Genomic DNA, 26,394 nt, shown 5'->3' with positions numbered 1-26,394 from the left:
TAAATTCCAATTTATCGTTAGTTAATTCGTAGTTTACTTGTATTATGATATAGTATCCCCATTTTACTTTAAAACAAGTTTGTGAAACAATGTCCTTAAACTATAGGGACCTTTAACACAATAATTGAAAGAGCCTAAAATATGCAAGATTTTAGGCAATACTTGCGTATTTTGGCTCTTATTTATTTTTAAAATATACTGCCACTTATAGCATTTTTTAATTACCGTATCTCCATATAACCTTTTTGTAATTTAAAACGTTTTTGTGCCAAAATCAAAGCCTAATTTCTTAATCACATCCTTATTGATTAAGATTCCTTTATGAGCCCTTCCCTTCTTATTAATAGTTGTGTAATCCACATCTATATTTTTGTTTTTAAAAGTGGCTGATATATTCCTTTTTAACCAAGCAGCTCTAATTTGTTTTGCATTTATTCCTAACCTCTCTTTAATAAAAGCAGGAGTTAAATACAATTCTCCATTATGATATAAAGCATTCATATTATGTGTTGGTTCATATTCTGCATATAATTTGTTTCTGTTAGAATCAAGTTCTTCAAGTAACTGTTCCAGTTCCAGTAAAGGTCTATCAACAGCTTTGTTTTCATTTGAAATATTGTGGAAGAGATCCTCTAAAGCGTTTAGATCCACTTTTAAACCCTCACGATAAAAAAGATCATTTACCACCTTGCCTACAAAAACTATAAACGAGAAATGCAATGAAATTCTTCTAGCAACATCATTCTCAACTGATTTTTCTAAATATCTTTTACTGTATACCTCAAATTCCCGCATATAAATGTTTCGTTTATCTTTCCAACGATTTAAGAATTCAATTCCAATCGCACCGTGATTATCTCTAAATGAGGAATACAGTCTTCCGAAAAAGCTTTTATCTTCATCTTCAAACGAAAAATTTGTAATAGGAATTACTCTTGCTGCTACACCTTGAGCTTCTGCATAAGATAATATTTCATTTTCCCCGGATGTTATCATTATAGATTTCCATGACGCAGTATGTTGACTGCCTGCGATACTTCCCCTCAACTTTCCTATGTTATTTACAAACTGGTAAATCATCGTTTGAATCATTCGAGTGTCATTTATTCCGTTTGAGTCGTCAAGTATATGCGGATATGAGTTTAAAAATGCAGATCGTCTTTCAACAGCTACCTTAGTTGTGTTAAAAGTTCCGATGTAATCTTCGGGACTTGCCCATACTGAAGCACAAAGTCTAAGTAAACCACTTTTACCACTACTGGATGCACCAGAAACGTCTACAACTATAGGCTTCATGTCAAAATCATGTAAAATAACTGAAGCAAATGATGCAAGTAAAGGGAAAACTGCCTTTGGATGGTCTTTTACTATGTTAAACACATTTTCAACCCAACTTTCAACAGTTCCTTTTATTCGAAAAGAATCTAATAATTGATCCTCTCCCCCATCGCTCGGTACTATATGTATATCTCTTGTTGATTGTGGATGGATGAATTTTTCCTTTACAAGCCCTAGTCGATTTACCATTTGAACTGTTGGAATTTCATTTTTTCCTATAAACAAATCAAAGTATTCGATAAGTTGTTTAGAGTTTGAATCATTACAGCTAAATCCTTTGTCAGCAAGTGCTAATAAATCGCGCCTAGAAGCCAACATGCCTGCTGGAACAGTTTCCTTATAATCTTTTCCTTTGTTGCTCCAACTGACTTCATAATAAATTTCACTTTTCTCAATATGTTCCAAGTATTTAGTTATGAATGGAACATTCCTGCTTACAAATACTTCGATCTCTTGTGTTTCTCCATCAACTTTTTTTATCTCTTTTCGGTATAGAGAACTGTGCTTAGTAAGAAATGGTTCAGGTATAACAAATTCCGACTTAATCAATTCGTTATTTAACCCTGAATAACCGTCCTGATTTTTTCTTGTAGTAGATTCTAGTTTTCTAATACTAGCAATAGACGCTTTTACATCTTTTATTGTGAAGCTCGTATCTTTATCAATACAAAAATACCGATAGATTAATAACATGCTTTCTTCCACTTGCTCCATTGGTATCCCTATTGATTTTAGCCTTCTCCCAAAATCATAGAGCGACTGATTACGAGATCCCCTTTCCATGGGAATTGAAAACTCATAATCCCTAGTTTTATCAGCATTCCAAACCGGCCGTAAATACCATGGAAGTTCATCGAGTTGATCTGCAATCTGAGAAATGAATCTATCATTTGTATTATAAGTTGGAAATACAATGAAACTATTTGTAGTGCCGACGCGAGTATCAACTATAATTCCCAAGGTAGAATAAAAGTGACTAATCATTTTGACTTGAGAGCTCTCGTTAGTTTCTGCCTTAAAGATGAATTGAAAGCCCCGTGGTGTTTTAATAAGGTGATGATTGACTTTTTCTCCTTTAAGTAATTCCACTAGATAAGACGCGTGCTCTAGCACATCAATATCGATAACTATGAAGCCTCTAGGTATTACTGCTCCAATCCATCCACCAATTGACAAGTGGTTTTGTATTTCCTCTTCATTTAAGCTTTCTTTATCTTTATATCCATTAAACGGCTTTTTGGCTGCACTATAGTCTAAATTACCGTTTAAAAAGCCTAAACATTTAATAATTTTTGCCCCTGGGAGAACTTTTTCTACATTATTAGTGACTGAATCGTGATAAAACATGATCTCTTCTCCCCTTTCCGTTTATACGTTTGCTTAACGCTAATTTAAGATATAATATAAAAGTGTTATGTTTTTTATCGCCTATTAACTCACTGCAATGAGTTAGTAGGTTTTTTTTTAGCTTGAGGATCTCCATCGCTTTTTTACTCACCCTTCCGTTTATACTTCAGAATGTCACCGCCATTGTTACGAACTTCAAGGTAATATTTGTTCATAAACTCCTGAACTTCTTTTCTATTAAACAACCATTTTGAACCTAATCTCACTTTTGGGAAATCTTCATCGTACAAGAGATGCGATACTATCGTGTTCCACGACATATTTAAATAAGTTGATAATTGTTTTGAGTCCATAAAGAACATCTCCATCTCAATTTCCTGTAAGTGCTCTTCAACTTTTTGAATGTAAAGTTCCTTTAGCAGCTTCTGATCAATTTCAAAGCTAATCATTTCATCTCCTCCTACTCATTTTGGTTACAACTGAGGATTATATGGTTGCAATTGTGTACAAACACAGTTTAATGCATTCTATTTACATTTGCAACCGATTTTACAAAAGTGTTCACAATTGTGTTAAAATAATAAAAAGGGTATGAAAGCAGGTGCATTATGAAAAGGGTAAGTCCTTTTGGAGAGGAAATTAAGCGCATTAGAAAGTCGAAAGGAATATCAATTAGATCTTTAAGTGAACAATCAGGAGTTTCTCATTCCTATATTTCACAAATTGAAAATGGAAATCGCGATACACCGCAACCTGAATTAATAAAAAAAATTGCGAAGGGATTAGGTGTTGATTACTTCTTTTTAATGAGAATTGCTGGTTTTATGAATCATGAAGTAGAAGAAAAATCAGTTAATGTATCGGAGCTAATAAATTCTCTTCCCATTGAGTATAAAAGACAGATTCTCCAAGATGATCAAATCAAACGAGAGCGTTCTGCCCCTAAATTTGATGATCCCAATTCCAAAGTTGATAAGTTTTGGTCTAAAGGTGCTAAAAAAAGGGCGGTTCAAAATAGTATTAATTTCGAAGAGCTAGACTTAGAAGAACTAAATAATTCTCTTGAGACTTTCCTTTCAACAAGAGCTACTGCTGGTGATTTTCTAAAGATATTGAGATTATACAGAAATATTGAAATTGAAGAAATGGCTAACCATTTGAACATGGATAGTAAGACATATGAAACACTAGAAATGAATCTTAAGTATTCTTCATCTCTCCTAAAAAAATATGGAAAGAAGATAGGAGAATTTTTGGGTGTAGGAAACTTTGGAGAATGGTTTAGAGTAGTAGTAAGAAGCGAGCCTTTAAGTAGTTTTATTAGGGATTATACTGAAAGCGACTATGAAACAGTATCTTTTAGTGTAAAGTCTGTATATAAAAAAACAGATGAAAACGGAATAGATTATTATGATACTTACACACCTGAAGAATTAGAAAGAAGCTTTTTCAACCTCGATAACTTACTTAATCAAGAAGATCATGATGTTTTGTATAAAGATAAAGTGTTATCAAAATCAGAAATAGTAAAAGTAAAAATGATGTTAAAGTTACTACTAGAAGATAATTAATTATAGGGGGGCGCATTATGGCTTACTTTCGTAAACGAGGCGATAAGTGGAGTTACACGGTGAACTTAGGCATTGACCCTATTACAAAAAAAGAAAACAGATTACAAAATCAGGATTCTCTTCTAAAATGGCCGCCAAAGATGCAGCTAAAGAACTGGAATTTAAAATTTCCAAAGGAGAATTTGTCCAAGACTCTAATATGACATTTCAAACATTAGCTGAAAAGTGGCTTGAAAGTTATGCCATACAAGCCAAAGTTAGCAGTGTCAGAGCTAGAAGTAAAGAAGCGAACGTTTTACTTAAAAGATGGCAAAAGACACCCATAAAAAATATCAACAAGGCTGTTTATAGAGAATATCTGAATGAGCTAAGTAAAGTATACTCTCCTAACTATATGGACGGAATACAAAGTACGGGTAGAATGATTTTCAAATTTGCTATTGAGTCGGATTGGTTGCAACAGAATCCTACGGAAAACTATAGCCTCCCTAAACAACAAACTACCATAGAGGAGGTGGAAAAAGAAAATCTAAAAAAGAAATTCCTTGAAAAAAATGAGCTAGTGGAATTTTTATCCCTCGCTCGTATTAATGGTCTTAGTAACGATTATATGTTGTTTTCACTTTTAGCCTATTCAGGTATTCGAATAGGCGAAGCATTGGCTCTCAAATGGCCTGATGTTGATTTCAAACGGGGATCTATAAGGGTTTCTAAGACCTTATATAATCCAACCAACAATAAAAAGCATTTTACCTTACTAACCCCAAAGACTAAGGGTTCAATACGTACAATCAAGATGGATGATCAGGTAATGAAGTTGTTAAAAAAGCACCTTCATAAGCAAAATGAAATAAGAATTAAGAATAGACAACATTATCACAGTCAAAATTTTGTTTTCACTTCAGAAGATGGTTATCCATTAGTACAAAAAATACCGGCTATACGCTTACAACGTCTTCTTAAGAAGCTGCCTCATATCCATAAAAGTATTACGTTACATTCATTCAGGCACACACACACTTCGTTATTAATTGAAGCCGGGGTTGGACTGAAAGAAATTCAACAACGATTAGGACATACTGATATTCAGACAACAATGAATATCTATGCTCATATGACTGACAACATGGAAGAAAAGGCCTCCCATCAGTTCAGTAAACTAATGGAAGACCTTCAACTTTTATGATATTCAAGATGTTAGGTGAGCAAATAGGTGAGCATTTATTTTCAAACACTCGCGAAACCCCGATAACATAAGGGTTTCTGTTACCTATTACATCATGCCGCCCATTCCACCCATGCCGCCCATATCAGGCATTGCAGGAGCGTTTTCTTCCGGCTTGTCAGCAACTACTGCTTCAGTAGTTAAGAACATAGCCGCTACAGATGCAGCGTTTTGAAGAGCTGAACGCGTTACTTTTGTTGGGTCAACGATACCGGCTTCGATCATGTTTACCCATGCGCCAGTTGCAGCGTTGAATCCAGTGCCTACTTCAGCATGCTTCAGGCGCTCAACGATAACAGAGCCTTCAAGGCCAGCGTTGTGAGCGATTTGGCGTACTGGCTCTTCAAGTGCGCGAAGAACGATGTTTACGCCTGTCGCGAAGTCGCCTTCTCCTTCAACAGATGCTACTTTGTTGTATACGTTCACAAGGGCAGTACCACCGCCAGATACGATTCCTTCTTCTACTGCAGCGCGAGTAGAGTTAAGGGCATCCTCAATGCGAAGTTTGCGCTCTTTCAGTTCTGTTTCAGTTGCAGCACCAACTTTGATGACTGCTACGCCGCCAGCTAATTTAGCTAAGCGTTCTTGTAGTTTTTCTTTATCGAACTCAGAAGTAGTTTCTTCTAATTGAGCACGGATTTGTTTTACGCGGCCTGCGATTTTGTCAGACTCGCCTGCACCTTCAACGATTGTTGTGTTTTCTTTTGTTACAACAACTTTAGAAGCGCGGCCAAGCTGGGAAATGTTCGCTGATTTCAGGTCAAGGCCTAGGTCTTCAGTGATCACTTCTCCGCCTGTAAGAACAGAGATGTCTTCAAGCATTGCTTTGCGGCGGTCACCGAATCCAGGAGCTTTAACAGCTACTGCATTGAATGTTCCGCGAAGTTTGTTTACTACTAGAGTAGCAAGTGCTTCACCTTCAACATCCTCAGCAATCAATAGCAGAGGCTTGCCTTGCTGTACAACCTGCTCAAGTACAGGAAGGATCTCTTGAATGTTTGTGATTTTTTTGTCAGTGATTAAGATGTACGGGTTGTCTAAGACAGCTTCCATTTTGTCTGAATCAGTCACCATGTATGGAGATGCATATCCGCGGTCGAACTGCATACCTTCAACAACTTCAAGCTCTGTTGTGAAGCCTTTTGATTCTTCGATTGTGATAACGCCGTCGTTTCCAACGCGCTCCATTGCTTCAGCAATCAATTGTCCTACTTCGTCGTCAGCAGCAGAAATCGCAGCTACTTGAGCAATGGATTCTTTGCTTTCGATAGGCTTAGAGATAGCTTTAAGCTCTTCTGTAGCAACAACAACCGCTTTTTCGATTCCTTTGCGGATACCCATTGGGTTAGCGCCTGCTGTTACGTTTTTAAGACCTTCGCGGATCATTGCCTGAGCAAGAACCGTTGCAGTTGTTGTACCGTCACCTGCTACGTCGTTTGTTTTGCTTGCAACTTCAGCAACAAGCTTTGCACCCATGTTTTCGAATGCATCTTCAAGCTCGATTTCTTTTGCGATGGTTACACCGTCATTTGTGATTAGCGGAGATCCGAATTTTTTCTCAAGAACCACGTTGCGTCCTTTTGGTCCAAGCGTTACTTTTACAGCATTTGCAAGTGCGTCAACTCCGCGCAGCATTGCACGGCGAGCGTCTTCACTGAATTTAATGTCTTTAGCCATAATTTCTTACCTCCTGAAAAGTTTTTATGATATTTATAAAATTAGCCGATAACTGCTAAAATGTCGCTTTCGCGTAAAATTAAGTATTCAGCACCTTCATACTTCACTTCAGTACCAGAGTATTTTGAGAAGATAATACGATCGCCTTCTGCAACTTCAAGAGCAACACGCTCACCGTTGTCAAGCACACGACCAGTACCTACTGCTACAACTTTGCCCTCTTGCGGCTTTTCTTTCGCGCTGTCCGGCAATACGATTCCGCTGGCAGTCTTTTCTTCAGATTGTACAAGCTCAATTACGACACGATCACCTAATGGCTTTAACAAGTGAAACAACCTCCTCAAATTTCATTGATTTAAATTTTCTTATTTATTAGCACTCAGATGTCTTGAGTGCTAACACAAGTATTATATTATAGAATCTCTCACTCAAATTCAAGTGATAAGTCAAAAAAAATTGAAATCCTGATCAATTACATGATTCGTCCCAATAAGGCATACCATAAAGGCGTTATCCTCCTACATGCTGCCCTGTTTATGGTACAATAATGCCTAGTTGACACATAAACATATGACCGATAATCGGCGAAAAAAGGAGTCATTCGATTGAAGAAAGAATACTGGCTAATCATTTTGACATACATCGTCATGCAGTTTTCAGGCATTCTTGGCATCCCGCTTCTCCTTAAGCTTGGCGTAGGTGAAGGCGAATCGATGAGAATGGCTCAGATTATGGCATCCGGGTACTGGACCGTATTCAGCTTTGCGGCTGCATTTGTCCTCGTCCTGTTTTTCATGCGCACCCACTTTAGAGACAACAAGGAATTAAGAGGTGACGCTGCTCCGGTAAGTGTGTCCATCCTATGGGCAGTGGCCGGGGTATTTCTGGCGCTGACTGTCCAGGTTCTCGCAGCCACAATTGAAACAAGAGTGCTCGGAATTCAGGGAGAATCAGAAAATACACAGATTATCATGGAAGTATTAAAGGTTACGCCTCTTCTAATACTAGTGACATCCATTATTGGACCGATCCTTGAGGAAATCATTTTCAGAAAGATTCTGTTTGGCGCTCTCTATCAGCGCATGAATTTCTTTCTGTCGGCTTTGATCAGTTCAATCGTTTTTGCGCTTGTGCACGGTGAGCCGCAGCATCTGCTGCTGTACGGATCGATGGGTTTTGTGTTTGCCTTCCTGTATATCCGGACAAAGCGCCTGCTCGTTCCGATTTTTGCGCATGTCGCGATGAATACACTGGTCGTGCTGCTGCAGTCGAACCGCGAACAGCTTGAAGAAATGATGAAAAAGGCGGAACAAATGCAATTTATCTTTGGAGGCATGTAAGAATGAGAACAAGCCCGGTATCGATGGGAATTTTCTACTTGGCAATGGGCATCCTGTTTACCTATCTTGCGGTGAACAGCTCGGAAAACGGGCTCTGGTCTTTTCCGACCATCCTGCTGATGCTGATTGCAACGTTTGACCTTGGAGTGGCATTCCGAATGTTCACTCTTTCGTATAAAGTGAAGACGAAGAAAAAAGGGTAATCCGGCAGCGGATTACCCTTCTTTATTTTCTTCCTCAAACTGTGTTTTTTGTGCTTTCCGGTAGGCAAATCTTGAGACGAAAATACTGACTTCATACAAAATGAAAAGCGGCACAGACACCATGAGATGCGAGACAATCTCCGGAGGTGTGATGAGCGCTGCGATCACAAGCAGAACAAAGTATGCGTATTTCCTCACCTTTGACAGGAACATCGGCGTGACAATCCCGAGCCTTGTCAAAAACATGATGACAACCGGCAGCTGAAACAGCAGCCCAAACGGAATGGTCAGCTGTATGAGAAACTGAAAATACTCATTGATCCCGATGACCTGGTTAATATCAAGGTCATTTGAGAGCCGCTCCATAAAATCCACTACGAACGGAAACAGCAGGAAATATGAGAAGCTCAGACCGGCCAAAAACAGCCCGATGCTGATCGGGATATAGCTTAGCGTAACGCGGCGTTCTTTTTCATAGAGCCCCGGGCTGACAAAGGCCCAAAGCTGATAGAGAATGACCGGCGACGTCAGGATAAAGGCAATGATAAAGGTAAACTGCATATAGACCATGATCGGGTCTGTCATGCGGAATGAATTCAGCGTCAGATTCTCTGCTTCTGTCGTATGCTGCAGATAAATAATGATCGGCTTTGCGAGTAAGAAGCCGGCAATCACAGCGAGAAACAGGAAAAAGACGGTGATGATGATCCGTTTTCTGAGCTCTGCAATGTGATCGACGACCGACATGTCGTTTTGTTTCATAACTGCTTTCATCCTATCTTACTTCTCTTCCTTCTTTTTGTCTTCATCATCGTCATCAGCAAGGCCTTTCGTGGCTGACTTGAACTCGCGCAGAGAATTTCCTACCGCTTTTCCGAGTTCCGGGAGCTTTTTTGGGCCGAAGATCAATAAAGCAGCAAAAACGATCAGCAGCAGACTTCCAAATCCAAGGTTTGGCATAGTTTTCACCTCTTTCTTTATGCGTTCGGGTAATGTTTCAAAAAGTAGACGAGCGACTGCAGCTCGACAGCAAGATCGATATGGTGGATTCTGATTTCCTCCGGCACATTCAGCCTTGCCGGCGTGAAGTTCAAGATACCTTTAATGCCCTTTGCAATCAGTCTGTCTGTAATCGCCTGGGCAGCCTGGGCAGGGACGGTCAGAATCGCAACGGTCACATCCTCAGGCAGGTGCTCTTCCATGTTATCAAGATGATAGATCGGCACGTCGCCGATTTCTGTGCCGATTTTGTTCTCATCCACATCAAAGGCAAGTGAGATCAGCGTATTGTTGTTTTTCGTGAAGTTATAATGAAGGAAAGCTGTCCCGAGGTTTCCCACTCCAATCAGCGTAACCTTTGTGACCTCGTCCTGGTCAAGCGTCTTTCTGAAAAAGGACAGCAGGTAATTGACGTTATAGCCGTATCCTTTTTTCCCGAGAGCCTCAAAGTAGGAGAAGTCTCTGCGGATTGTCGCGGAATCGACCTTCACGGCATCGCTCAGTTCAGCCGATGACACCCGCTGCTTCCCTGAAGCATGCAGGTTTTTTAAAAAACGGTAGTATAAAGGCAGGCGTTTAGCAGTCGCCTGCGGAATTTTTGATTGCTCGATGTTGTTCACGTTCTAACCCCCACATTCAAAGATGCAGATTTATCTCTCTTGTAATCCCCATTTTTCCCGCCGGTCTTTTGAGATAAGTACGTTGGACCAATAATAAGCCCTTTGTCTAAAGCCTTGCACATATCATAAACCGTCAGTGCACAGACGGAAGCGGAAGTTAGCGCTTCCATTTCGACACCTGTACTTCCTTTTGTTTTGACTGCAGCATGTATGAGCAGCCGGACTTGTCCATCGTCTTTTTCCCAGTCAAATGAGATATCAATCCCTTTAAGCGGAATCGGGTGGCACATCGGAATGATGTTCCATGTGTTTTTGGCAGCCATGATGCCTGCTACCTGCGCAACAGCAAGCACGTCGCCTTTTTCAAGCTGCTGATTCACGATTTTATCGTGCACCTCCGGGCTCATTATAACGCTTGAAATGGCTTCGGCTGTGCGGACTGAATCATTTTTTTCTGATATATCAACCATCCTGGCTCTGCCCTGCTGGTTAAAATGAGTAAAATTTGACATCTTTTTACGCCCCTCATACCTAGACTATACACTATTTTTACAAATCTGTCTTTTTACTTATTGTGACAAATACACGCTTCCAGAAGTCCCAATCATTGCGGGTGCCCCGCGGATAAGCTACACTTAACCTATCATAGCCTGAGGTGAAAAGACATGATTTTGCTGCAGATTAACCAGCTGACAAAATATTTTGCTGCTGATCTTATATTATCGAACATTAAACTTGAAGTACAAACGCGGGACAAGATTGCACTCGTGGGCCGAAACGGTGCCGGAAAATCAACGCTCCTGAAGATTATCGCAGGACAGCTTTCCTATGAATCAGGAGAGATCATCAAGCCGAAAGATATGAGGATCGGCTACCTTGCACAGGACACCGGCCTCGAATCCGAGCTTTCCATCTGGGATGAAATGAACTCCGTTTTCCAGTCGCTGAAGGACATGGAAAAAACGATGCGCAGCCTGGAGATGAAAATGGCCGAAACAGACCCTTCAGAACGGGAATTTCAGCAGCTGCTGAATGAATACGACCGTCTGCAGGTTGAATTTAAAGAAAAAGGCGGCTATCAGTATGAAGCAGACATCCGTTCTGTTCTTCACGGACTCGGGTTCGCTGACTTTGACATCTCAACACCGATTCAGCGTTTGAGCGGAGGCCAGAAAACACGGCTTGCCCTCGGTAAGCTTCTTTTGACAAGTCCTGATCTGCTCGTGCTGGATGAACCGACAAACCACCTGGATATCGCTACACTTTCCTGGCTTGAGCAATACCTGCAGGGATACAGCGGTGCTCTTTTGATCGTCTCCCATGACCGGTATTTCCTTGATAAGGTAGTTAACCAGGTGTACGAGATTTCAAGACACGCAAGCAGAAAGTACATCGGCAACTACAGCCGCTACCTCGAGCAGGCCGCTGAAAACTATGAACGCGAGCTGAAATTATTTGAAAAACAGCAGGATGAAGTGGCGAAGCTGAAGGATTTTATCCAGCGGAACATGGCTAGAGCGTCAACCACCAAGCGCGCGCAAAGCCGTCAGAAAAAACTGCAGCGCATGGATCTGATGGACAGGCCCCTTGGGGATGAGAAGTCTGCCCACTTTAAATTTGATATCGAGCGTCAGAGCGGAAATGATGTTTTAAAAGCGAATGATATCGCCGTTTCCTATGATGGAACGAATCCGATTATTTCAAATGTCTCTTTTTCCGTTTCACGAGGTGACAGCATCGCGCTCGTCGGACCGAACGGAGTCGGGAAGTCGACACTTTTGAAAACGATCATTGAAAGACTCTCTCCACTAAAGGGTTCATTTCAGCTTGGGTCCGGCGTCAAGATTGGCTATTACGATCAGGAGCAGGCGAATTTGACGTCCAATAAACGGGTGCTTGATGAATTATGGGATGACTACCCGATGCTTACCGAAAAGGAAATCCGCACTGTACTCGGAAACTTCCTTTTTTCCGGTGACGATGTCCTGAAAAATGTATCAACCTTAAGCGGCGGACAAAAGGCACGGCTTGCCCTTGCAAAGCTGATGCTGCAAAAAGCCAATCTGCTCATTCTGGATGAGCCGACAAACCATCTTGATCTGGACAGCAAGGAAGTGCTTGAAAATGCACTGATTGATTACCCGGGGACGATTCTGTTTGTTTCCCATGACCGGTATTTCATCAACAGAATCGCGACAAAGGTATACGAGCTTTCTCCGGGCGGTGTAACCGAATACCTCGGAGATTACGATTACTATCAACATAAAAAAGCAGAGCAGCTCGAGCTTGCTGCCTTGGATGCTGCCCCTGAAGTGAAAGAGAAAGAAAACGGAAATAAGCTTTCCTATGAACAGGAAAAAGAACTGAAAAAACAAGCGCGGCAAAAGCAGCGCAAGCTTCAGGAAGTGGAAGAGCGCATTTCAGCTATTGAGGAAAAGGTAGAAGAAAATGAACAGCTCCTCTGCGATCCTGAGATCTATCAAGACCACACAAGGGTTCAGGAGATTAATCAGGAAAACGAAGTCCTGCAGGAAGAGCTTGAACAGCTGATGAATGACTGGGAGCAGCTGCAGGAAGATTAAAAAAATTGTGGATAAAAAAACTCAGCGCCATAACCGGTGCTGAGTTTTTTGTTATCCACAATCTAATGTTCAAGTTTTACAAGGTTTCATGTGAATTATACACATTATCCACATTTTAAACGTTTTTTATCCACATTACCCACAGGTTATCCCCGGCCATATTCCGCAAGCTTTCATAAATTCTTGCATGAGTTATTGGACGGAGTGTGAATAACTTGTTGATAACCGTTAATTCGGAAGCTCAAGTCCTGGATTTGCGTTCATTCTCATCGATCCTCTATGTCCTTTTTCATAAAAGACGCTTCCTGCTGCTGCGATCATTGCTGCGTTGTCTGTGCAGAGAGACAGCGGCGGGATAATAAGCTCAACATCCTGAAGCCCACTGAACGTTTCCGTAAGGGCTGCACGCAATCCTCTGTTTGCAGCAACACCGCCGGCAAGGAGAACTTGATTCACTCCATATTTTTCGGCAGCCGCAGCGGTCTTTGTCACAAGGACATCAATGACGCTTGCCTGGAAGCTTGCGGCAAGGTCTTTGGGCTCAATCACTTCTCCGCGCTGTTCAGCATTGTGGAGAGTGTTAATAACCGCTGATTTCAGGCCGCTGAAGCTGAAGTTAAAGGAATCCGGCTCAAGCCATGCCCGCGGCAGATCAATGGATGGCGTTCCTTCTGCAGCCAAACGGTCGATGTGAGGGCCACCGGGATATGGAAGCTTTAACGTTCTTGCCACTTTGTCATATGCTTCTCCGGCAGCATCATCCAGCGTCTCTCCAATGACCTCAAAAGATGCGTGTTCCTTCATATAGACAAGTTCCGTATGTCCGCCTGAAACGACAAGCGACAGCAGCGGAAATTTCAGCTCAGAAATAAGCTGGTTGGCATATATATGCCCCGCAATATGGTGAACGCCAACAAGCGGCAGCCCATGGGCAAATGCAAGAGCCTTTGCCGCATTGACACCAATCAAAAGGGCTCCGACCAGTCCCGGCCCCTCTGTTACAGCAATCGCATCGAGATCTTTAAAGCCCATGTCCGCCTGCTTCAGCGCTTCTTCCAGAACAATCGTCAGCTGCTCCACATGATGCCTTGAAGCTATTTCGGGAACAACTCCGCCGAAACGTTTATGGCTTTCAATTTGAGAAGCCACTACATTTGAGATGATTTCCCGTCCATTTTTTACGATTGATACAGCTGTCTCATCACAGCTTGTCTCAATACCAAGTACGTACAGATCTTTTTTCGTCATTTTAAACCCACCCACATTACTAAAGCATCTTCTCCGTTATCGGTATAATACCGCTTTCTGATTCCGCCCGGCTGAAACCCGAGTTTTTTGTACAGGGACTGTGCCACATGGTTTGACACCCTTACCTCAAGCGAGATTTTTCCGGCCCCATACTCCTTTGCAACGCCAATCGCCTGACGAAGCAGTGTTTCGCCGATTTTATTGCCCCGAAAAGCAGGAAGAACGGCAATATTCGTTACCTGCGCCTCATCCATAATAATCCAAAGTCCGCAATAGCCGATAATCTGCCGGTCAAATTCCACAACCAAGTATTTAGCAAAATGGTTCTGCGTCAGTTCATTATGAAAAGACTCCTTCAGCCATGGAGTGGCAAAGGACTGTGTTTCAATTTCATAGACAGCATCTATATCCGTTACATTCATTGGCCGGATGACCATTGTATCCTGCTTCATCTCTTTCACCTGCTTATTTCTGTTGTTCCAGCCACTTGACTTCTGCTTCAGCCATGCGAATGTAGTTCGGGACAAATGAATGGAGATCAACAGGGTCTTTTTTAAGCCCGATTTTCCCTAGCATGGATGGTCTGGGATTGTTCTCTGTCATTTCTGCAAACATGGCCTGTTCGCCAAGAATCTGTGTGATAAGTTCCCTGTGAAGACTGACGTCATTGCCAATAAACAAAATCTGCTTATCTTCTGTCTTCAGCTCTTCAAGCCAGTCTGCAAGAAGAAGATTGCAATCTTTTCTTCTATTTAAAAGTACGCCGTCTTCATATTCATAAAGTCCTGTATACACTTGTCCCCTGCGGGCATCAAACAGCGGGCAGATCATTCCGTCAAAGTAAGTGCCTCCTGCTGCAAGCACTTCAAGACTTGAAACACTGACAAGCGGAATGTTCAGGGTCCACGCAAGTGTCTTTGCGATGCTGACGCCGATTCTAAGCCCGGTGTAGGAACCCGGGCCCTCTGCTACGATTACACGGTCAAGCTCGGCAGGCTTCACGCCGCACTCCTGCAGCACCCACTCGACAGCAGGCATCGCACGTACCGAATGATTCTGTTTGACGTGCGAGACATACTCACCCATCACCGTTTCTTCCCCCACAAGGGCCACTCCAAGTGTCAGGTTTGATGTATCAATTGCTAATGCTTTCATCCGGTTACAAGCTCCTCACATAAACCAATATAGTCCTCACCGAGAGGGATGAGAATGATTTCACGCTCATCGTCTCCTGAGCGGTGAATTCTGATGTCCAGCCGCTCCTTTGGAAGCTGTTCTTCGATCATGCTTGCCCACTCAACGACGGTCACGCCATCTCCTTCAAAATATTCATCAAATCCGAGATCCTCTCCGCTGTCTTCCATGCGGTACACATCCATATGATACAAAGGAATCCGGCCATCCCGGTATTCTTTCATAATCGTAAACGTAGGACTGTTGACATTTTTGCGAATGCCAAGACCTTTTGCCAGTCCCTTAGTAAACGTCGTCTTTCCGGCCCCAAGATCACCTTCAAGTGTAATGACAGCCCCCGGCTTCAAAAGCTCTCCGAGTCTTATGGCAAGACGCGTCGTTTCGTCTGTATGAGTTGATTTTACTACATGCTTTATCATAACTTCACCTTACTTAAAATGATTATATCCGGACTTCTCAAGCTTCGTCTGCTTTCCGTCCTCAGTAAAAAATACACCTGCCGGCCCTTCTTCAACACGTCCAATTTCCGTAAGAAGGATTCCTTCTGCCAGGCATCTCTTTTGCAGATCAGTGAATACAGCCCGTGAAGCAGTACCTGTTAATTCAAAGTCTTCTCCACCAAACAGCATCCATTTTTCTGCATCCTCGTGGTTCAGTGACTTCATTGAGTCACTCATTGGAAGTCTTGTTTTATCTATCACTATTTTAACACAGCTGGACTCGCTTATTTCATTTAGTTCACTCGCCAGTCCGTCACTGATGTCATTCAGCGATACGCGGTCGGCAGAGCTCATAATCTGCCCTGCTTTCACCTGAGGGACAGGGCGCTTATGCCTGTTGATTAGAAAAGACGCTGCATCCCGGTCTGGGTGAAGATTTCCAAGCAAAGCTTGTAGCCCTGCAGCCGAATCGCCGATTGTACCTGTTACAAATACAGCATCTCCCGGACGTGCATCCTTCCGCAGCCTTTGCTTGCCCTTTTTCACCTCACCAACCACCGTCACGGTAAGAACGAGCTTATCCGAGGTCGAGACCGTGTCTCCCCCAATCAAATCGATGCGGAGCGGTTCAGCCAGCTCGTCCATTCCTGCATATAATTCGGCAAGCTCCTGTTCTGACCATGTTTTGGGTACCGCAATGGCCACAAGATAATACTTTGGCACGCCGCCCATAGCAGCCACATCGCTCACATTTACGGCAAGCCCCTTATAGCCTATTTCCTTCGGAGAAGATAATTCTTTTAAAAAATGAACCCCTTCAACCATCGTATCCGTACAGACAACTTCAAGGTAATCTGATTTCGTTCCATACAGGGCAGCATCATCGCCAATCCCTTCGACTAAACCGGACTGGCGGACCTCATCTTGACGGATCCGGCTGATAAACTGAAATTCGTCCTTTATCGTCATGGCAAAGACCAGCCTCTCATCTTCAATCTATTCTAAAAAACCTTAGAACTCAGCAGTTCTAAGGAAAGTTCCCTGATATTCAGTGTATCTTATCTATCTAGTTTGTCCAAGTTTCACCAAGTGTCTACCTCAAAAAAAGCATAAAAAAAACGAAACCTAATCGTTTCGTTGTTGTTTACATAAATGGCGGTCCCGACCGGGATCGAACCGGCGATCTCCTGCGTGACAGGCAGGCATGTTAACCGCTACACCACGGGACCATTTTGGTTGCGGGGACAGGATTTGAACCTGCGACCTTCGGGTTATGAGCCCGACGAGCTACCAGACTGCTCCACCCCGCGACAATAATAAGTAATGCATTCAATATGTATAATTGCATTGCCTGGCAACGTCCTACTCTCACAGGGGGAAACCCCCAACTACCATCGGCGCTAAAGAGCTTAACTTCCGTGTTCGGCATGGGAACGGGTGTGACCTCTTTGCCATCATCACCAGACAATATGCAATTGGTTGAAAGAAGTTATTCTTTCAAAACTGAGTAACGTTTGATAACAAGATTCACGTGCAATTTACGCTTAGTTAGACTGTGGTTAAGTCCTCGAACGATTAGTATCTGTCAGCTCCACACGTCACCGCGCTTCCACCTCAGACCTATCAACCTGATCATCTTTCAGGGTTCTTACTCACAAATGTGATGGGAAATCTCATCTTGAGGGGGGCTTCATGCTTAGATGCTTTCAGCACTTATCCCTTCCGCACATAGCTACCCAGCGATGCCTTTGGCAAGACAACTGGTACACCAGCGGTGCGTCCATCCCGGTCCTCTCGTACTAAGGACAGCTCCTCTCAAATTTCCTGCGCCCACGACGGATAGGGACCGAACTGTCTCACGACGTTCTGAACCCAGCTCGCGTACCGCTTTAATGGGCGAACAGCCCAACCCTTGGGACCGACTACAGCCCCAGGATGCGATGAGCCGACATCGAGGTGCCAAACCTCCCCGTCGATGTGGACTCTTGGGGGAGATAAGCCTGTTATCCCCGGGGTAGCTTTTATCCGTTGAGCGATGGCCCTTCCATGCGGAACCACCGGATCACTAAGCCCGACTTTCGTCCCTGCTCGACTTGTAGGTCTCGCAGTCAAGCTCCCTTGTGCCTTTACACTCTGCGAATGATTTCCAACCATTCTGAGGGAACCTTTGGGCGCCTCCGTTACATTTTAGGAGGCGACCGCCCCAGTCAAACTGCCCGCCTGACACTGTCTCCCAGCCCGGTAAGGGCTGCGGGTTAGAATTTCAATACAGCAAGGGTAGTATCCCACCAATGCCTCCACCGAAGCTTGCGCTCCGGCTTCCAAGGCTCCTACCTATCCTGTACAAGCTGTACCAAAATTCAATATCAGGCTGCAGTAAAGCTCCACGGGGTCTTTCCGTCCTGTCGCGGGTAACCTGCATCTTCACAGGTACTATAATTTCACCGAGTCTCTCGTTGAGACAGTGCCCAGATCGTTACGCCTTTCGTGCGGGTCGGAACTTACCCGACAAGGAATTTCGCTACCTTAGGACCGTTATAGTTACGGCCGCCGTTTACTGGGGCTTCGGTTCAAAGCTTCGCTTGCGCTAACCTCTCCCCTTAACCTTCCAGCACCGGGCAGGCGTCAGCCCCTATACTTCGCCTTGCGGCTTCGCAGAGACCTGTGTTTTTGCTAAACAGTCGCCTGGGCCTATTCACTGCGGCTTTTCAGGGCTATTCACCCTAAAAAGCACCCCTTCTCCCGAAGTTACGGGGTCATTTTGCCGAGTTCCTTAACGAGAGTTCTCTCGCTCACCTTAGGATTCTCTCCTCGCCTACCTGTGTCGGTTTGCGGTACGGGCACCTCTCACCTCGCTAGAGGCTTTTCTTGGCAGTGTGGAATCAGGAACTTCGGTACTAAATTTCCCTCGCCATCACAGCTCAGCCTTGTATGGGAAGCGGATTTGCCTACTTCCCGGCCTAACTGCTTGGACGCGCATATCCAACAGCGCGCTTGCCCTATCCTCCTGCGTCCCCCCATTGCTCAAATGGTGAGGAGGTGGTACAGGAATATCAACCTGTTGTCCATCGCCTACGCCTTTCGGCCTCGGCTTAGGTCCCGACTAACCCTGAGCGGACGAGCCTTCCTCAGGAAACCTTAGGCATTCGGTGGAGGGGATTCTCACCCCTCTTTCGCTACTCATACCGGCATTCTCACTTCTAAGCGCTCCACCAGTCCTTCCGGTCTGGCTTCGACGCCCTTAGAACGCTCTCCTACCACTGTTCGTAAGAACAGTCCGCAGCTTCGGTGATACGTTTAGCCCCGGTACATTTTCGGCGCAGAGTCACTCGACCAGTGAGCTATTACGCACTCTTTAAATGGTGGCTGCTTCTAAGCCAACATCCTGGTTGTCTAAGCAACTCCACATCCTTTTCCACTTAACGTATACTTTGGGACCTTAGCTGGCGGTCTGGGCTGTTTCCCTCTTGACTACGGATCTTATCACTCGCAGTCTGACTCCCGAGGAGCAAGTCTTTGGCATTCGGAGTTTGACTGAATTCGGTAACCCGATGAGGGCCCCTAGTCCAATCAGTGCTCTACCTCCAAGACTCTCATACTCGAGGCTAGCCCTAAAGCTATTTCGGAGAGAACCAGCTATCTCCAAGTTCGATTGGAATTTCTCCGCTACCCACACCTCATCCCCGCACTTTTCAACGTGCGTGGGTTCGGGCCTCCATTCAGTGTTACCTGAACTTCACCCTGGACATGGGTAGATCACCTGGTTTCGGGTCTACGACCACGTACTAATTCGCCCTATTCAGACTCGCTTTCGCTGCGGCTCCGTCTCATCAACTTAACCTTGCACGGGATCGTAACTCGCCGGTTCATTCTACAAAAGGCACGCCATCACCCGTTAACGGGCTCTGACTACTTGTAAGCACACGGTTTCAGGATCTTTTCACTCCCCTTCCGGGGTGCTTTTCACCTTTCCCTCACGGTACTGGTTCACTATCGGTCACTAGGTAGTATTTAGCCTTGGGAGATGGTCCTCCCGGATTCCGACGGGATTTCACGTGTCCCGCCGTACTCAGGATCCACTCTGGAGGGAACGAAGTTTCGACTACAGGGTTTTTACCTTCTATGACAGGCCTTTCCAGGCCGCTTCATCTACCCCGTTCCTTTGTAACTCCGTATAGAGTGTCCTACAACCCCAAGAGGCAAGCCTCTTGGTTTGGGCTGATTCCGTTTCGCTCGCCGCTACTTGGGAAATCGCATTTGCTTTCTCTTCCTCCGGGTACTTAGATGTTTCAGTTCCCCGGGTCTGCCTTCAGTACCCTATGTATTCAGGTAAAGATACTGTTCCATTACGAACAGTGGGTTTCCCCATTCGGAAATCTCTGGATCAAAGCTTACTTACAGCTCCCCAAAGCATATCGGTGTTAGTCCCGTCCTTCATCGGCTCCTAGTGCCAAGGCATCCACCGTGCGCCCTTCATAACTTAACCAAAATTGGTCAATCGTTTGTTTAGACTGTAAAGTCTAAGAAAATCACTATGGTAAGCGTAAATCTCAGTGAATTACTTGTTATCAATTACGTTATCCAGTTTTCAAAGAACAACCGGCAGATCAGAAATGATCGCCTTCTTTCATATAGAGAGAATGATCTCTCAAAACTAAACAAAAACCAAAAGCGACCTTATATCCTTAGAAAGGAGGTGATCCAGCCGCACCTTCCGATACGGCTACCTTGTTACGACTTCACCCCAATCATCTACCCCACCTTAGGCGGCTGGCTCCTTGCGGTTACCCCACCGACTTCGGGTGTTGCAAACTCTCGTGGTGTGACGGGCGGTGTGTACAAGGCCCGGGAACGTATTCACCGCGGCATGCTGATCCGCGATTACTAGCGATTCCAGCTTCATGCAGGCGAGTTGCAGCCTGCAATCCGAACTGAGAATGGTTTTATGGGATTGGCTAAACCTCGCGGTCTCGCAGCCCTTTGTACCATCCATTGTAGCACGTGTGTAGCCCAGGTCATAAGGGGCATGATGATTTGACGTCATCCCCACCTTCCTCCGGTTTGTCACCGGCAGTCACCTTAGAGTGCCCAACTGAATGCTGGCAACTAAGATCAAGGGTTGCGCTCGTTGCGGGACTTAACCCAACATCTCACGACACGAGCTGACGACAACCATGCACCACCTGTCACTTTGTCCCCCGAAGGGGAACCTTCTATCTCTAGAAGTGGCAAAGGATGTCAAGACCTGGTAAGGTTCTTCGCGTTGCTTCGAATTAAACCACATGCTCCACCGCTTGTGCGGGCCCCCGTCAATTCCTTTGAGTTTCAGTCTTGCGACCGTACTCCCCAGGCGGAGTGCTTAATGCGTTAGCTGCAGCACTAAAGGGCGGAAACCCTCTAACACTTAGCACTCATCGTTTACGGCGTGGACTACCAGGGTATCTAATCCTGTTCGCTCCCCACGCTTTCGCGCCTCAGCGTCAGTTACAGACCAGAGAGTCGCCTTCGCCACTGGTGTTCCTCCACATCTCTACGCATTTCACCGCTACACGTGGAATTCCACTCTCCTCTTCTGCACTCAAGTTTCCCAGTTTCCAATGACCCTCCCCGGTTGAGCCGGGGGCTTTCACATCAGACTTAAGAAACCGCCTGCGCGCGCTTTACGCCCAATAATTCCGGACAACGCTTGCCACCTACGTATTACCGCGGCTGCTGGCACGTAGTTAGCCGTGGCTTTCTGGTCAGGTACCGTCAAGGTGCCGGCAGTTACTCCGGCACTTGTTCTTCCCTGACAACAGAGTTTTACGATCCGAAAACCTTCATCACTCACGCGGCGTTGCTCCGTCAGACTTTCGTCCATTGCGGAAGATTCCCTACTGCTGCCTCCCGTAGGAGTCTGGGCCGTGTCTCAGTCCCAGTGTGGCCGATCACCCTCTCAGGTCGGCTACGCATCGTCGCCTTGGTGAGCCATTACCTCACCAACTAGCTAATGCGCCGCGGGCCCATCTGTAAGTGACAGCCGAAACCGTCTTTGAATGTCAAACCATGCGGTTTGACATAGTATCCGGTATTAGCTCCGGTTTCCCGGAGTTATCCCAGTCTTACAGGCAGGTTGCCCACGTGTTACTCACCCGTCCGCCGCTGACCTCCGAAGAGGTCCGCTCGACTTGCATGTATTAGGCACGCCGCCAGCGTTCGTCCTGAGCCAGGATCAAACTCTCCGAAGAAAATTTGTGACTCATAAATGTTGCTGACTTAAAAATTTAAAACGTTTGGTACGCTTTTGGTTTTGTTTAGTTTTCAAAGATCATTTTTTAAAGATTGGAGCGGGTGATGGGAATCGAACCCACGACATTAGCTTGGAAGGCTAGAGTTTTACCATTAAACTACACCCGCATATAAAGTTGTAAAAATTACCTGGTCGGGAAGACAGGATTCGAACCTGCGACCCCTTGGTCCCAAACCAAGTGCTCTACCAAGCTGAGCTACTTCCCGTAATATGGCGCGCCCGACAGGAGTCGAACCCATAACCTTTTGATCCGTAGTCAAACGCTCTATCCAATTGAGCTACGGGCGCACATGATAATTTGTGAAGCGACTTAAATATAATACCAAGATGTGATGTTTATGTCAACAACTTTTTTAAGTTTTTTTAAAGCTCTTTTGGTGCGGCCGAGAAGAGTCGAACTTCCACGGGGTTACCCCCACTAGGCCCTCAACCTAGCGCGTCTGCCATTCCGCCACGACCGCGAAAAGAATAATGTATGGTGCGGGTGAAGGGACTCGAACCCCACGTCAAAGACACTAGATCCTAAGTCTAGCGCGTCTGCCAATTCCGCCACACCCGCATACATTAGATGGTGTGCCATGAAGGACTCGAACCTTCGACCCTCTGATTAAAAGTCAGATGCTCTACCGACTGAGCTAATGGCACAAAGATATTCATTTTTCAAAATGAAAATGGCTGGGCTAGCTGGATTCGAACCAGCGCATGACGGAGTCAAAGTCCGTTGCCTTACCGCTTGGCTATAGCCCAATAAAAATGGCGGTCCCGACCGGGATCGAACCGGCGATCTCCTGCGTGACAGGCAGGCATGTTAACCGCTACACCACGGGACCAGATGGTGGAGGATGACGGGCTCGAACCGCCGACCCTCTGCTTGTAAGGCAGATGCTCTCCCAGCTGAGCTAATCCTCCGTATTCATTTGTGAAAATGATGACCCGTACGGGATTCGAACCCGTGTTACCGCCGTGAAAGGGCGGTGTCTTAACCGCTTGACCAACGGGCCAGAGACAATAAAAAATAATGGCGGAGAAGGAGGGATTTGAACCCTCGCGCCGCTTACGCGACCTACACCCTTAGCAGGGGCGCCTCTTCAGCCACTTGAGTACTTCCCCATATTATGGCTCCGCAGGTAGGACTCGAACCTACGACCGATCGGTTAACAGCCGATAGCTCTACCACTGAGCTACTGCGGAATAAGATATTGCTGACAGACTTTCTTAATTATATGAAGGTTTGGACAAACTGTCAAGCCTTCTTTTTAGTCTTGTTTTGCGTCTCTTACGACGGCTTTTATAATTTAACACAGCTCCACGCAGAGCGTCAACCCTTTTTATAAAATTCTATGAAACAAGTTTGATTTTCCCTCCGCATTTGCCGCACACGTATTTTGATGTATCCATCTTCCTGCGGCGATTGTAGATAAACCGGCACTCTGTACATTGATACTGAACGATTTTCCTTGTTCTTGCAGGAGGCTCGATCGGCGTGCAGAACCTTGGTGCACCTACTTGTGAAAGCAGCGCCCTGAATTCAGGATCACGGTGCTTATACCCTCTCCCTTCTATATGAAGATGGTAATGGCACAGCTCATGCTTGATAATCCCGATCACTTCATCGAGTCCCTGAGAAAGATATTTTGGGTTCACTTCGATATTGTGGCTTTTTAGCAGATACCTTCCTCCCGTCGTCCGCAGCCTGCTGTTGAAAACCGCTTTATGTTTGAATGGTTTTTTGAAGTATTCTGCAGAAAGCGATTCTGTCAGTTCCTGAAGTTTGCGTTCATTCATTCCAAAGCACCCCGCATAGTTTGTTTCTCCGAACAGGACATCCCGAGCCCGCATAAAGTATGTCATACACATACTCCATTATAAACAATAAGGAGGAACGAGCAATGCCATCATGGTTAAAAAACCAAATGCAGCGTGCGTTTTATGAAAAGGACCGTTATCAAATCAAAATGCTGAACCAGTGCTGGTATTTTTATAGAAAAAAACACTGCTCGTAAGCAGTGTTTTTCATCAGTTGCCAACCATCGTGAGTGCAACACGGCCTTTTTGCCTGTCGACTGAGTCTACCCATACAGTTACAACATCTCCGACTGAGACAACATCAAGCGGATGCTTCACGTAAGAATTTTTCAGCTTGGAGATATGGACAAGCCCATCCTGTTTCACTCCTATATCAACGAACGCTCCGAAGTCTACTACGTTTCGGACCGTTCCTTGAAGCTCCATGCCTGTTTCAAGGTCTTCCAGTTTCAGAACGCCTTTTTTAAGCAGCGGTTTAGCCACTTCATCCCGCGGATCGCGCCCCGGGCGCACAAGAGAATCGCAAATATCTTTTAAGGTCAGTTCTCCCATGCCGATTTTCTCTGCAGCTTCCTTCAGGTTGAGACTGCTTATCGCTTCTCTAAGCTTGTCTGACCCAAGGTCTTTCAGGCTCAAGCCCAGCATACGGAGCAGCTCTTCTGTTTCTTTGTAGCTTTCAGGATGGATTCCGGTTGAATCAAGAGGATGTTTGCCCCCGGAAATTCTCAAGAACCCTATGCACTGCTCATATGTTTTAGCTCCAAGACGAGGGATCTTTTTCAATTGCTTCCGGTCATCAAACTTCCCGATTTCATCACGCTGTTTCACGATGTTCTGCGCCACGGACTTGCTTAGACCCGCCACGTACTGAAGCAAAGAAGATGAAGCTGTGTTCACGTTGACTCCAACTTGGTTTACCACGGTTTCAACAACAAATGTCAGAGATTCATTCAATTTTTTCTGTGCAACGTCATGCTGATACTGCCCGACTCCAACCGACTTAGGATCAATTTTGACCAGTTCAGCCAGCGGATCCTGCAGTCGTCTCGCAATGGAGACAGCACTGCGCTCTTCAACCTGAAAATCAGGAAATTCTTCCCGAGCCAGATCAGATGCAGAGTAAACACTCGCCCCTGCTTCATTCACAATGATATATGAGAGATCTGCTTTCAGTTCTTCAATCAAATCTGCCACGAATTGCTCAGTCTCCCTTGATGCCGTCCCGTTTCCGATGGCAATCAGTTCAACCTTGAAGCGTTTGATGATATCCGCAAGCTTCTGTTTTGCTTCTCTTGCTTTATTTACAGGCGGGTGGGGATAGATCACCCCGATTTCAAGAACCTTTCCTGTTTCATCTACTGCAGCAAGCTTGCAGCCTGTCCGGTAGGCGGGATCGACTCCAAGGACGATTCTCCCCTTAAGAGGCGGCTGAAGCAGAAGATTCCTCAAATTTTCAGAGAAAATGTGGATGGCCCGGTCATCAGCCTTTTCAGATAGTTCTTTCCGGATCTCCCTCTCGATGGAAGGCTCAATCAATCTTTTATAAGCATCTTCTATCGCTGCTATATACGTATCTTTTACAACTGTGCGCGGATTTTTAAGTTCTCGTTTTTGAAGCTGCATGATAATTTCTTCTGCCGGCGCTTCAACTGTTACTCTCAAAATCCCTTCCTTTTCCCCTCGGTTCAGAGCAAGAACACGGTGGGGCACAATTTTCAGGATAGGCTCCTCGTACGTGTAATACATTTCATACACGTTCTTTTCGTCTTTCTCTTCATCCTTGGCTGATGCCGCGATTTTTCCTTTTCTAAACGTAAGATCGCGGATCCACTGGCGATGGGACGGCTCGTCTGAAATCCATTCGGCAAGAATGTCTTTCGCTCCGTCAATGGCATCCTGGGCTGTCAGCACTTCTTTTTCCTCATTGATAAACGCGGCCGCTTTTTCTTCAAGCGAGCCATTCGAAGGCTGTTCTTTCATCCAGGCTGCAAGAGGTTCAAGACCTTTTTCCTTCGCGACTGTCGCCTTCGTTCTGCGTTTTTGTTTGTAAGGCCGGTAGAGATCCTCCACTTTCTGCAGTTTGAGGGCTTCACTAATTTCTTTTTTCAGTTCAGGAGTGAGTTTGCCCTGTTCCTCAATCAGGCGGATTACTTCTTCTTTTCTGGCCTCAAGATTTTGGATGTACTGCCATTTTTCAGAGATGTCACGGATCTGTACTTCGTCAAGGGCACCTGTCTGTTCTTTCCGGTACCTTGCTATGAAAGGAACGGTATTTCCGCCATCGAGCAATTCAATCACGTTCTGTACTTGCTTATATGTAATAGACAGCTCTTTGCTGATTGTCTGCATGATGCGTTCTGTTTTGTCTGCCATTCTGTTGCCTCCCCTTACATCGACTTAGAAACAGTTTACCAAAAGCCGGGCTATTTCAAAAATGACGAATGCCCCTTTCTAGGAAAAATTGTGTTCCTGATCCGTTTTCAATCACTTTTTCAGCCAAACAAAAAAGCCCGCC

At 44.9% G+C, this 26,394-nt stretch carries 20 protein-coding genes, 14 tRNA genes, 3 rRNA genes and 1 pseudogene; 6 read left to right on the top strand and 32 right to left on the bottom strand.

Going from position 1 to position 26,394, the window contains the following annotated elements:
* Nucleotides 1–252: 252 nt before the first annotated feature.
* Nucleotides 253–2,685, bottom strand: coding sequence for a DUF927 domain-containing protein (locus JOJ89_RS01515; protein WP_203289375.1), 2,433 nt, complete (start codon nucleotides 2,683–2,685; stop codon nucleotides 253–255).
* 143 nt (nucleotides 2,686–2,828) lie between these two features.
* Nucleotides 2,829–3,134: a helix-turn-helix domain-containing protein gene (locus JOJ89_RS01510; protein WP_203289374.1), complete on the bottom strand. Its 306-nt coding sequence runs from the start codon at nucleotides 3,132–3,134 to the stop codon at nucleotides 2,829–2,831.
* Between the two features lie 159 nt (nucleotides 3,135–3,293).
* On the opposite strand from JOJ89_RS01510, the gene JOJ89_RS01505 reads away from it, so the two are divergent.
* A complete protein-coding gene (locus JOJ89_RS01505; RefSeq protein WP_203289373.1) occupies nucleotides 3,294–4,256 on the top strand; it encodes a helix-turn-helix domain-containing protein in 963 nt (320 codons plus the stop codon).
* A 17-nt stretch (nucleotides 4,257–4,273) separates the two neighbouring features.
* Nucleotides 4,274–5,442, top strand: a pseudogene (locus tag JOJ89_RS01500) (site-specific integrase).
* A gap of 87 nt (nucleotides 5,443–5,529) precedes the next feature.
* Here the strand turns inward: JOJ89_RS01500 and groL are convergent.
* Entirely contained in the window at nucleotides 5,530–7,158 is a 1,629-nt protein-coding gene (gene groL / locus JOJ89_RS01495) for a chaperonin GroEL (protein WP_029286195.1), read from the bottom strand.
* 41 nt (nucleotides 7,159–7,199) lie between these two features.
* On the bottom strand, nucleotides 7,200–7,484 hold the full coding sequence (gene groES / locus JOJ89_RS01490) for a co-chaperone GroES (protein ID WP_029286198.1): 285 nt from the start codon (nucleotides 7,482–7,484) through the stop codon (nucleotides 7,200–7,202).
* A gap of 279 nt (nucleotides 7,485–7,763) precedes the next feature.
* Between groES and JOJ89_RS01485 the strand changes: the two genes are divergently transcribed.
* Both JOJ89_RS01485 and JOJ89_RS01480 read left to right on the top strand, forming a co-directional pair.
* Entirely contained in the window at nucleotides 7,764–8,498 is a 735-nt protein-coding gene (locus tag JOJ89_RS01485; protein ID WP_203289372.1) for a CPBP family intramembrane glutamic endopeptidase, read from the top strand.
* Nucleotides 8,499–8,500: 2 nt separating this feature from the next.
* Nucleotides 8,501–8,701 (top strand): YdiK family protein, encoded by a 201-nt coding sequence (locus JOJ89_RS01480; protein WP_029286202.1) that lies wholly within the window; start codon nucleotides 8,501–8,503, stop codon nucleotides 8,699–8,701.
* Nucleotides 8,702–8,713: 12 nt separating this feature from the next.
* On the opposite strand, the gene tatC is transcribed toward JOJ89_RS01480, so the two are convergent.
* From tatC to moaC, 4 genes are read right to left on the bottom strand one after another with little or no spacing between them, the layout of a single operon-like run.
* Entirely contained in the window at nucleotides 8,714–9,463 is a 750-nt protein-coding gene (gene tatC / locus JOJ89_RS01475) for a twin-arginine translocase subunit TatC (RefSeq protein WP_029286204.1), read from the bottom strand.
* 18 nt (nucleotides 9,464–9,481) lie between these two features.
* Entirely contained in the window at nucleotides 9,482–9,661 is a 180-nt protein-coding gene (locus tag JOJ89_RS01470) for a twin-arginine translocase TatA/TatE family subunit (RefSeq protein WP_029286206.1), read from the bottom strand.
* Between the two features lie 17 nt (nucleotides 9,662–9,678).
* Nucleotides 9,679–10,320: a redox-sensing transcriptional repressor Rex gene (locus JOJ89_RS01465; RefSeq protein WP_203289371.1), complete on the bottom strand. Its 642-nt coding sequence runs from the start codon at nucleotides 10,318–10,320 to the stop codon at nucleotides 9,679–9,681.
* Nucleotides 10,317–10,832, bottom strand: a complete 516-nt coding sequence (gene moaC / locus JOJ89_RS01460) for a cyclic pyranopterin monophosphate synthase MoaC (RefSeq protein ID WP_203289370.1) — start codon at nucleotides 10,830–10,832, stop codon at nucleotides 10,317–10,319. Before moaC ends, JOJ89_RS01465 begins: the two co-directional genes overlap by 4 nt.
* Nucleotides 10,833–10,985: 153 nt before the next feature.
* Between moaC and JOJ89_RS01455 the strand changes: the two genes are divergently transcribed.
* Nucleotides 10,986–12,902: an ABC-F family ATP-binding cassette domain-containing protein gene (locus JOJ89_RS01455; RefSeq protein WP_203289369.1), complete on the top strand. Its 1,917-nt coding sequence runs from the start codon at nucleotides 10,986–10,988 to the stop codon at nucleotides 12,900–12,902.
* Between the two features lie 228 nt (nucleotides 12,903–13,130).
* Here JOJ89_RS01455 and tsaD read toward each other — a convergent pair whose 3' ends face one another.
* From tsaD to JOJ89_RS01340, 23 genes are all read right to left on the bottom strand, one after another.
* Complete coding sequence (gene tsaD / locus JOJ89_RS01450; protein ID WP_203289368.1) at nucleotides 13,131–14,150, bottom strand: tRNA (adenosine(37)-N6)-threonylcarbamoyltransferase complex transferase subunit TsaD; 1,020 nt, start codon at nucleotides 14,148–14,150, stop codon at nucleotides 13,131–13,133.
* Nucleotides 14,147–14,602: a ribosomal protein S18-alanine N-acetyltransferase gene (gene rimI / locus JOJ89_RS01445; RefSeq protein WP_234703432.1), complete on the bottom strand. Its 456-nt coding sequence runs from the start codon at nucleotides 14,600–14,602 to the stop codon at nucleotides 14,147–14,149. The genes tsaD and rimI overlap by 4 nt, the downstream gene beginning before the upstream one ends.
* A 13-nt stretch (nucleotides 14,603–14,615) precedes the next feature.
* Nucleotides 14,616–15,305: a tRNA (adenosine(37)-N6)-threonylcarbamoyltransferase complex dimerization subunit type 1 TsaB gene (gene tsaB / locus JOJ89_RS01440; RefSeq protein ID WP_203289367.1), complete on the bottom strand. Its 690-nt coding sequence runs from the start codon at nucleotides 15,303–15,305 to the stop codon at nucleotides 14,616–14,618.
* Entirely contained in the window at nucleotides 15,302–15,763 is a 462-nt protein-coding gene (gene tsaE, locus JOJ89_RS01435) for a tRNA (adenosine(37)-N6)-threonylcarbamoyltransferase complex ATPase subunit type 1 TsaE (RefSeq protein WP_029286220.1), read from the bottom strand. The genes tsaB and tsaE overlap by 4 nt, the downstream gene beginning before the upstream one ends.
* A 9-nt stretch (nucleotides 15,764–15,772) precedes the next feature.
* A complete protein-coding gene (thiL, locus tag JOJ89_RS01430) occupies nucleotides 15,773–16,753 on the bottom strand; it encodes a thiamine-phosphate kinase (protein ID WP_203289366.1) in 981 nt (326 codons plus the stop codon).
* A 184-nt stretch (nucleotides 16,754–16,937) separates the two neighbouring features.
* Nucleotides 16,938–17,013 (bottom strand) — tRNA-Asp (locus JOJ89_RS01425).
* Nucleotides 17,014–17,017: 4 nt separating this feature from the next.
* Nucleotides 17,018–17,094: transfer RNA gene (locus JOJ89_RS01420), tRNA-Met, on the bottom strand.
* A 39-nt stretch (nucleotides 17,095–17,133) separates the two neighbouring features.
* A 5S ribosomal RNA gene (gene rrf, locus JOJ89_RS01415) occupies nucleotides 17,134–17,249 on the bottom strand.
* 90 nt (nucleotides 17,250–17,339) lie between these two features.
* Nucleotides 17,340–20,270: ribosomal RNA gene (locus JOJ89_RS01410) — 23S ribosomal RNA — on the bottom strand.
* Between the two features lie 203 nt (nucleotides 20,271–20,473).
* Nucleotides 20,474–22,011, bottom strand: a 16S ribosomal RNA gene (locus tag JOJ89_RS01405).
* Together the 16S, 23S and 5S rRNA genes with 14 tRNA genes alongside form the textbook arrangement of a ribosomal RNA operon.
* Nucleotides 22,012–22,106: 95 nt before the next feature.
* Nucleotides 22,107–22,180 (bottom strand) — tRNA-Gly (locus JOJ89_RS01400).
* A gap of 22 nt (nucleotides 22,181–22,202) precedes the next feature.
* Nucleotides 22,203–22,279 (bottom strand) — tRNA-Pro (locus JOJ89_RS01395).
* A gap of 5 nt (nucleotides 22,280–22,284) precedes the next feature.
* Nucleotides 22,285–22,361, bottom strand: a tRNA-Arg gene (locus JOJ89_RS01390).
* Nucleotides 22,362–22,448: 87 nt separating this feature from the next.
* Nucleotides 22,449–22,534, bottom strand: a tRNA-Leu gene (locus JOJ89_RS01385).
* A 15-nt stretch (nucleotides 22,535–22,549) separates the two neighbouring features.
* Nucleotides 22,550–22,632: transfer RNA gene (locus JOJ89_RS01380), tRNA-Leu, on the bottom strand.
* Nucleotides 22,633–22,642: 10 nt separating this feature from the next.
* Nucleotides 22,643–22,718: transfer RNA gene (locus JOJ89_RS01375), tRNA-Lys, on the bottom strand.
* A 27-nt stretch (nucleotides 22,719–22,745) separates the two neighbouring features.
* Nucleotides 22,746–22,820: transfer RNA gene (locus JOJ89_RS01370), tRNA-Gln, on the bottom strand.
* Nucleotides 22,821–22,827: 7 nt separating this feature from the next.
* Nucleotides 22,828–22,903, bottom strand: a tRNA-Asp gene (locus JOJ89_RS01365).
* 3 nt (nucleotides 22,904–22,906) lie between these two features.
* Nucleotides 22,907–22,982, bottom strand: a tRNA-Val gene (locus JOJ89_RS01360).
* A 20-nt stretch (nucleotides 22,983–23,002) separates the two neighbouring features.
* Nucleotides 23,003–23,074, bottom strand: a tRNA-Glu gene (locus JOJ89_RS01355).
* An 18-nt stretch (nucleotides 23,075–23,092) separates the two neighbouring features.
* Nucleotides 23,093–23,183 (bottom strand) — tRNA-Ser (locus JOJ89_RS01350).
* Nucleotides 23,184–23,189: 6 nt separating this feature from the next.
* A tRNA-Asn gene (locus tag JOJ89_RS01345) sits at nucleotides 23,190–23,264 on the bottom strand.
* A 147-nt stretch (nucleotides 23,265–23,411) separates the two neighbouring features.
* Nucleotides 23,412–23,858 carry a SprT family protein gene (locus JOJ89_RS01340; RefSeq protein ID WP_203289365.1) on the bottom strand — a complete coding sequence of 149 codons (447 nt, stop codon included), beginning with the start codon at nucleotides 23,856–23,858 and terminating at the stop codon, nucleotides 23,412–23,414.
* Between the two features lie 104 nt (nucleotides 23,859–23,962).
* Between JOJ89_RS01340 and cmpA the strand changes: the two genes are divergently transcribed.
* A complete protein-coding gene (cmpA, locus tag JOJ89_RS01335) occupies nucleotides 23,963–24,076 on the top strand; it encodes a cortex morphogenetic protein CmpA (protein WP_087946367.1) in 114 nt (37 codons plus the stop codon).
* Nucleotides 24,077–24,089: 13 nt separating this feature from the next.
* On the opposite strand, the gene JOJ89_RS01330 is transcribed toward cmpA, so the two are convergent.
* Entirely contained in the window at nucleotides 24,090–26,252 is a 2,163-nt protein-coding gene (locus tag JOJ89_RS01330) for a Tex family protein (RefSeq protein ID WP_203289364.1), read from the bottom strand.
* Between the last annotated feature and the right edge of the window lie 142 nt (nucleotides 26,253–26,394).

The sequence above is a fragment of the Metabacillus sp. cB07 genome (assembly GCF_016839225.1).
Classification (GTDB): Bacteria; Bacillota; Bacilli; order Bacillales; family Bacillaceae; genus Bacillus_P; species Bacillus_P indicus.
This window is presented reverse-complemented; position numbering and strand designations above follow the sequence as displayed.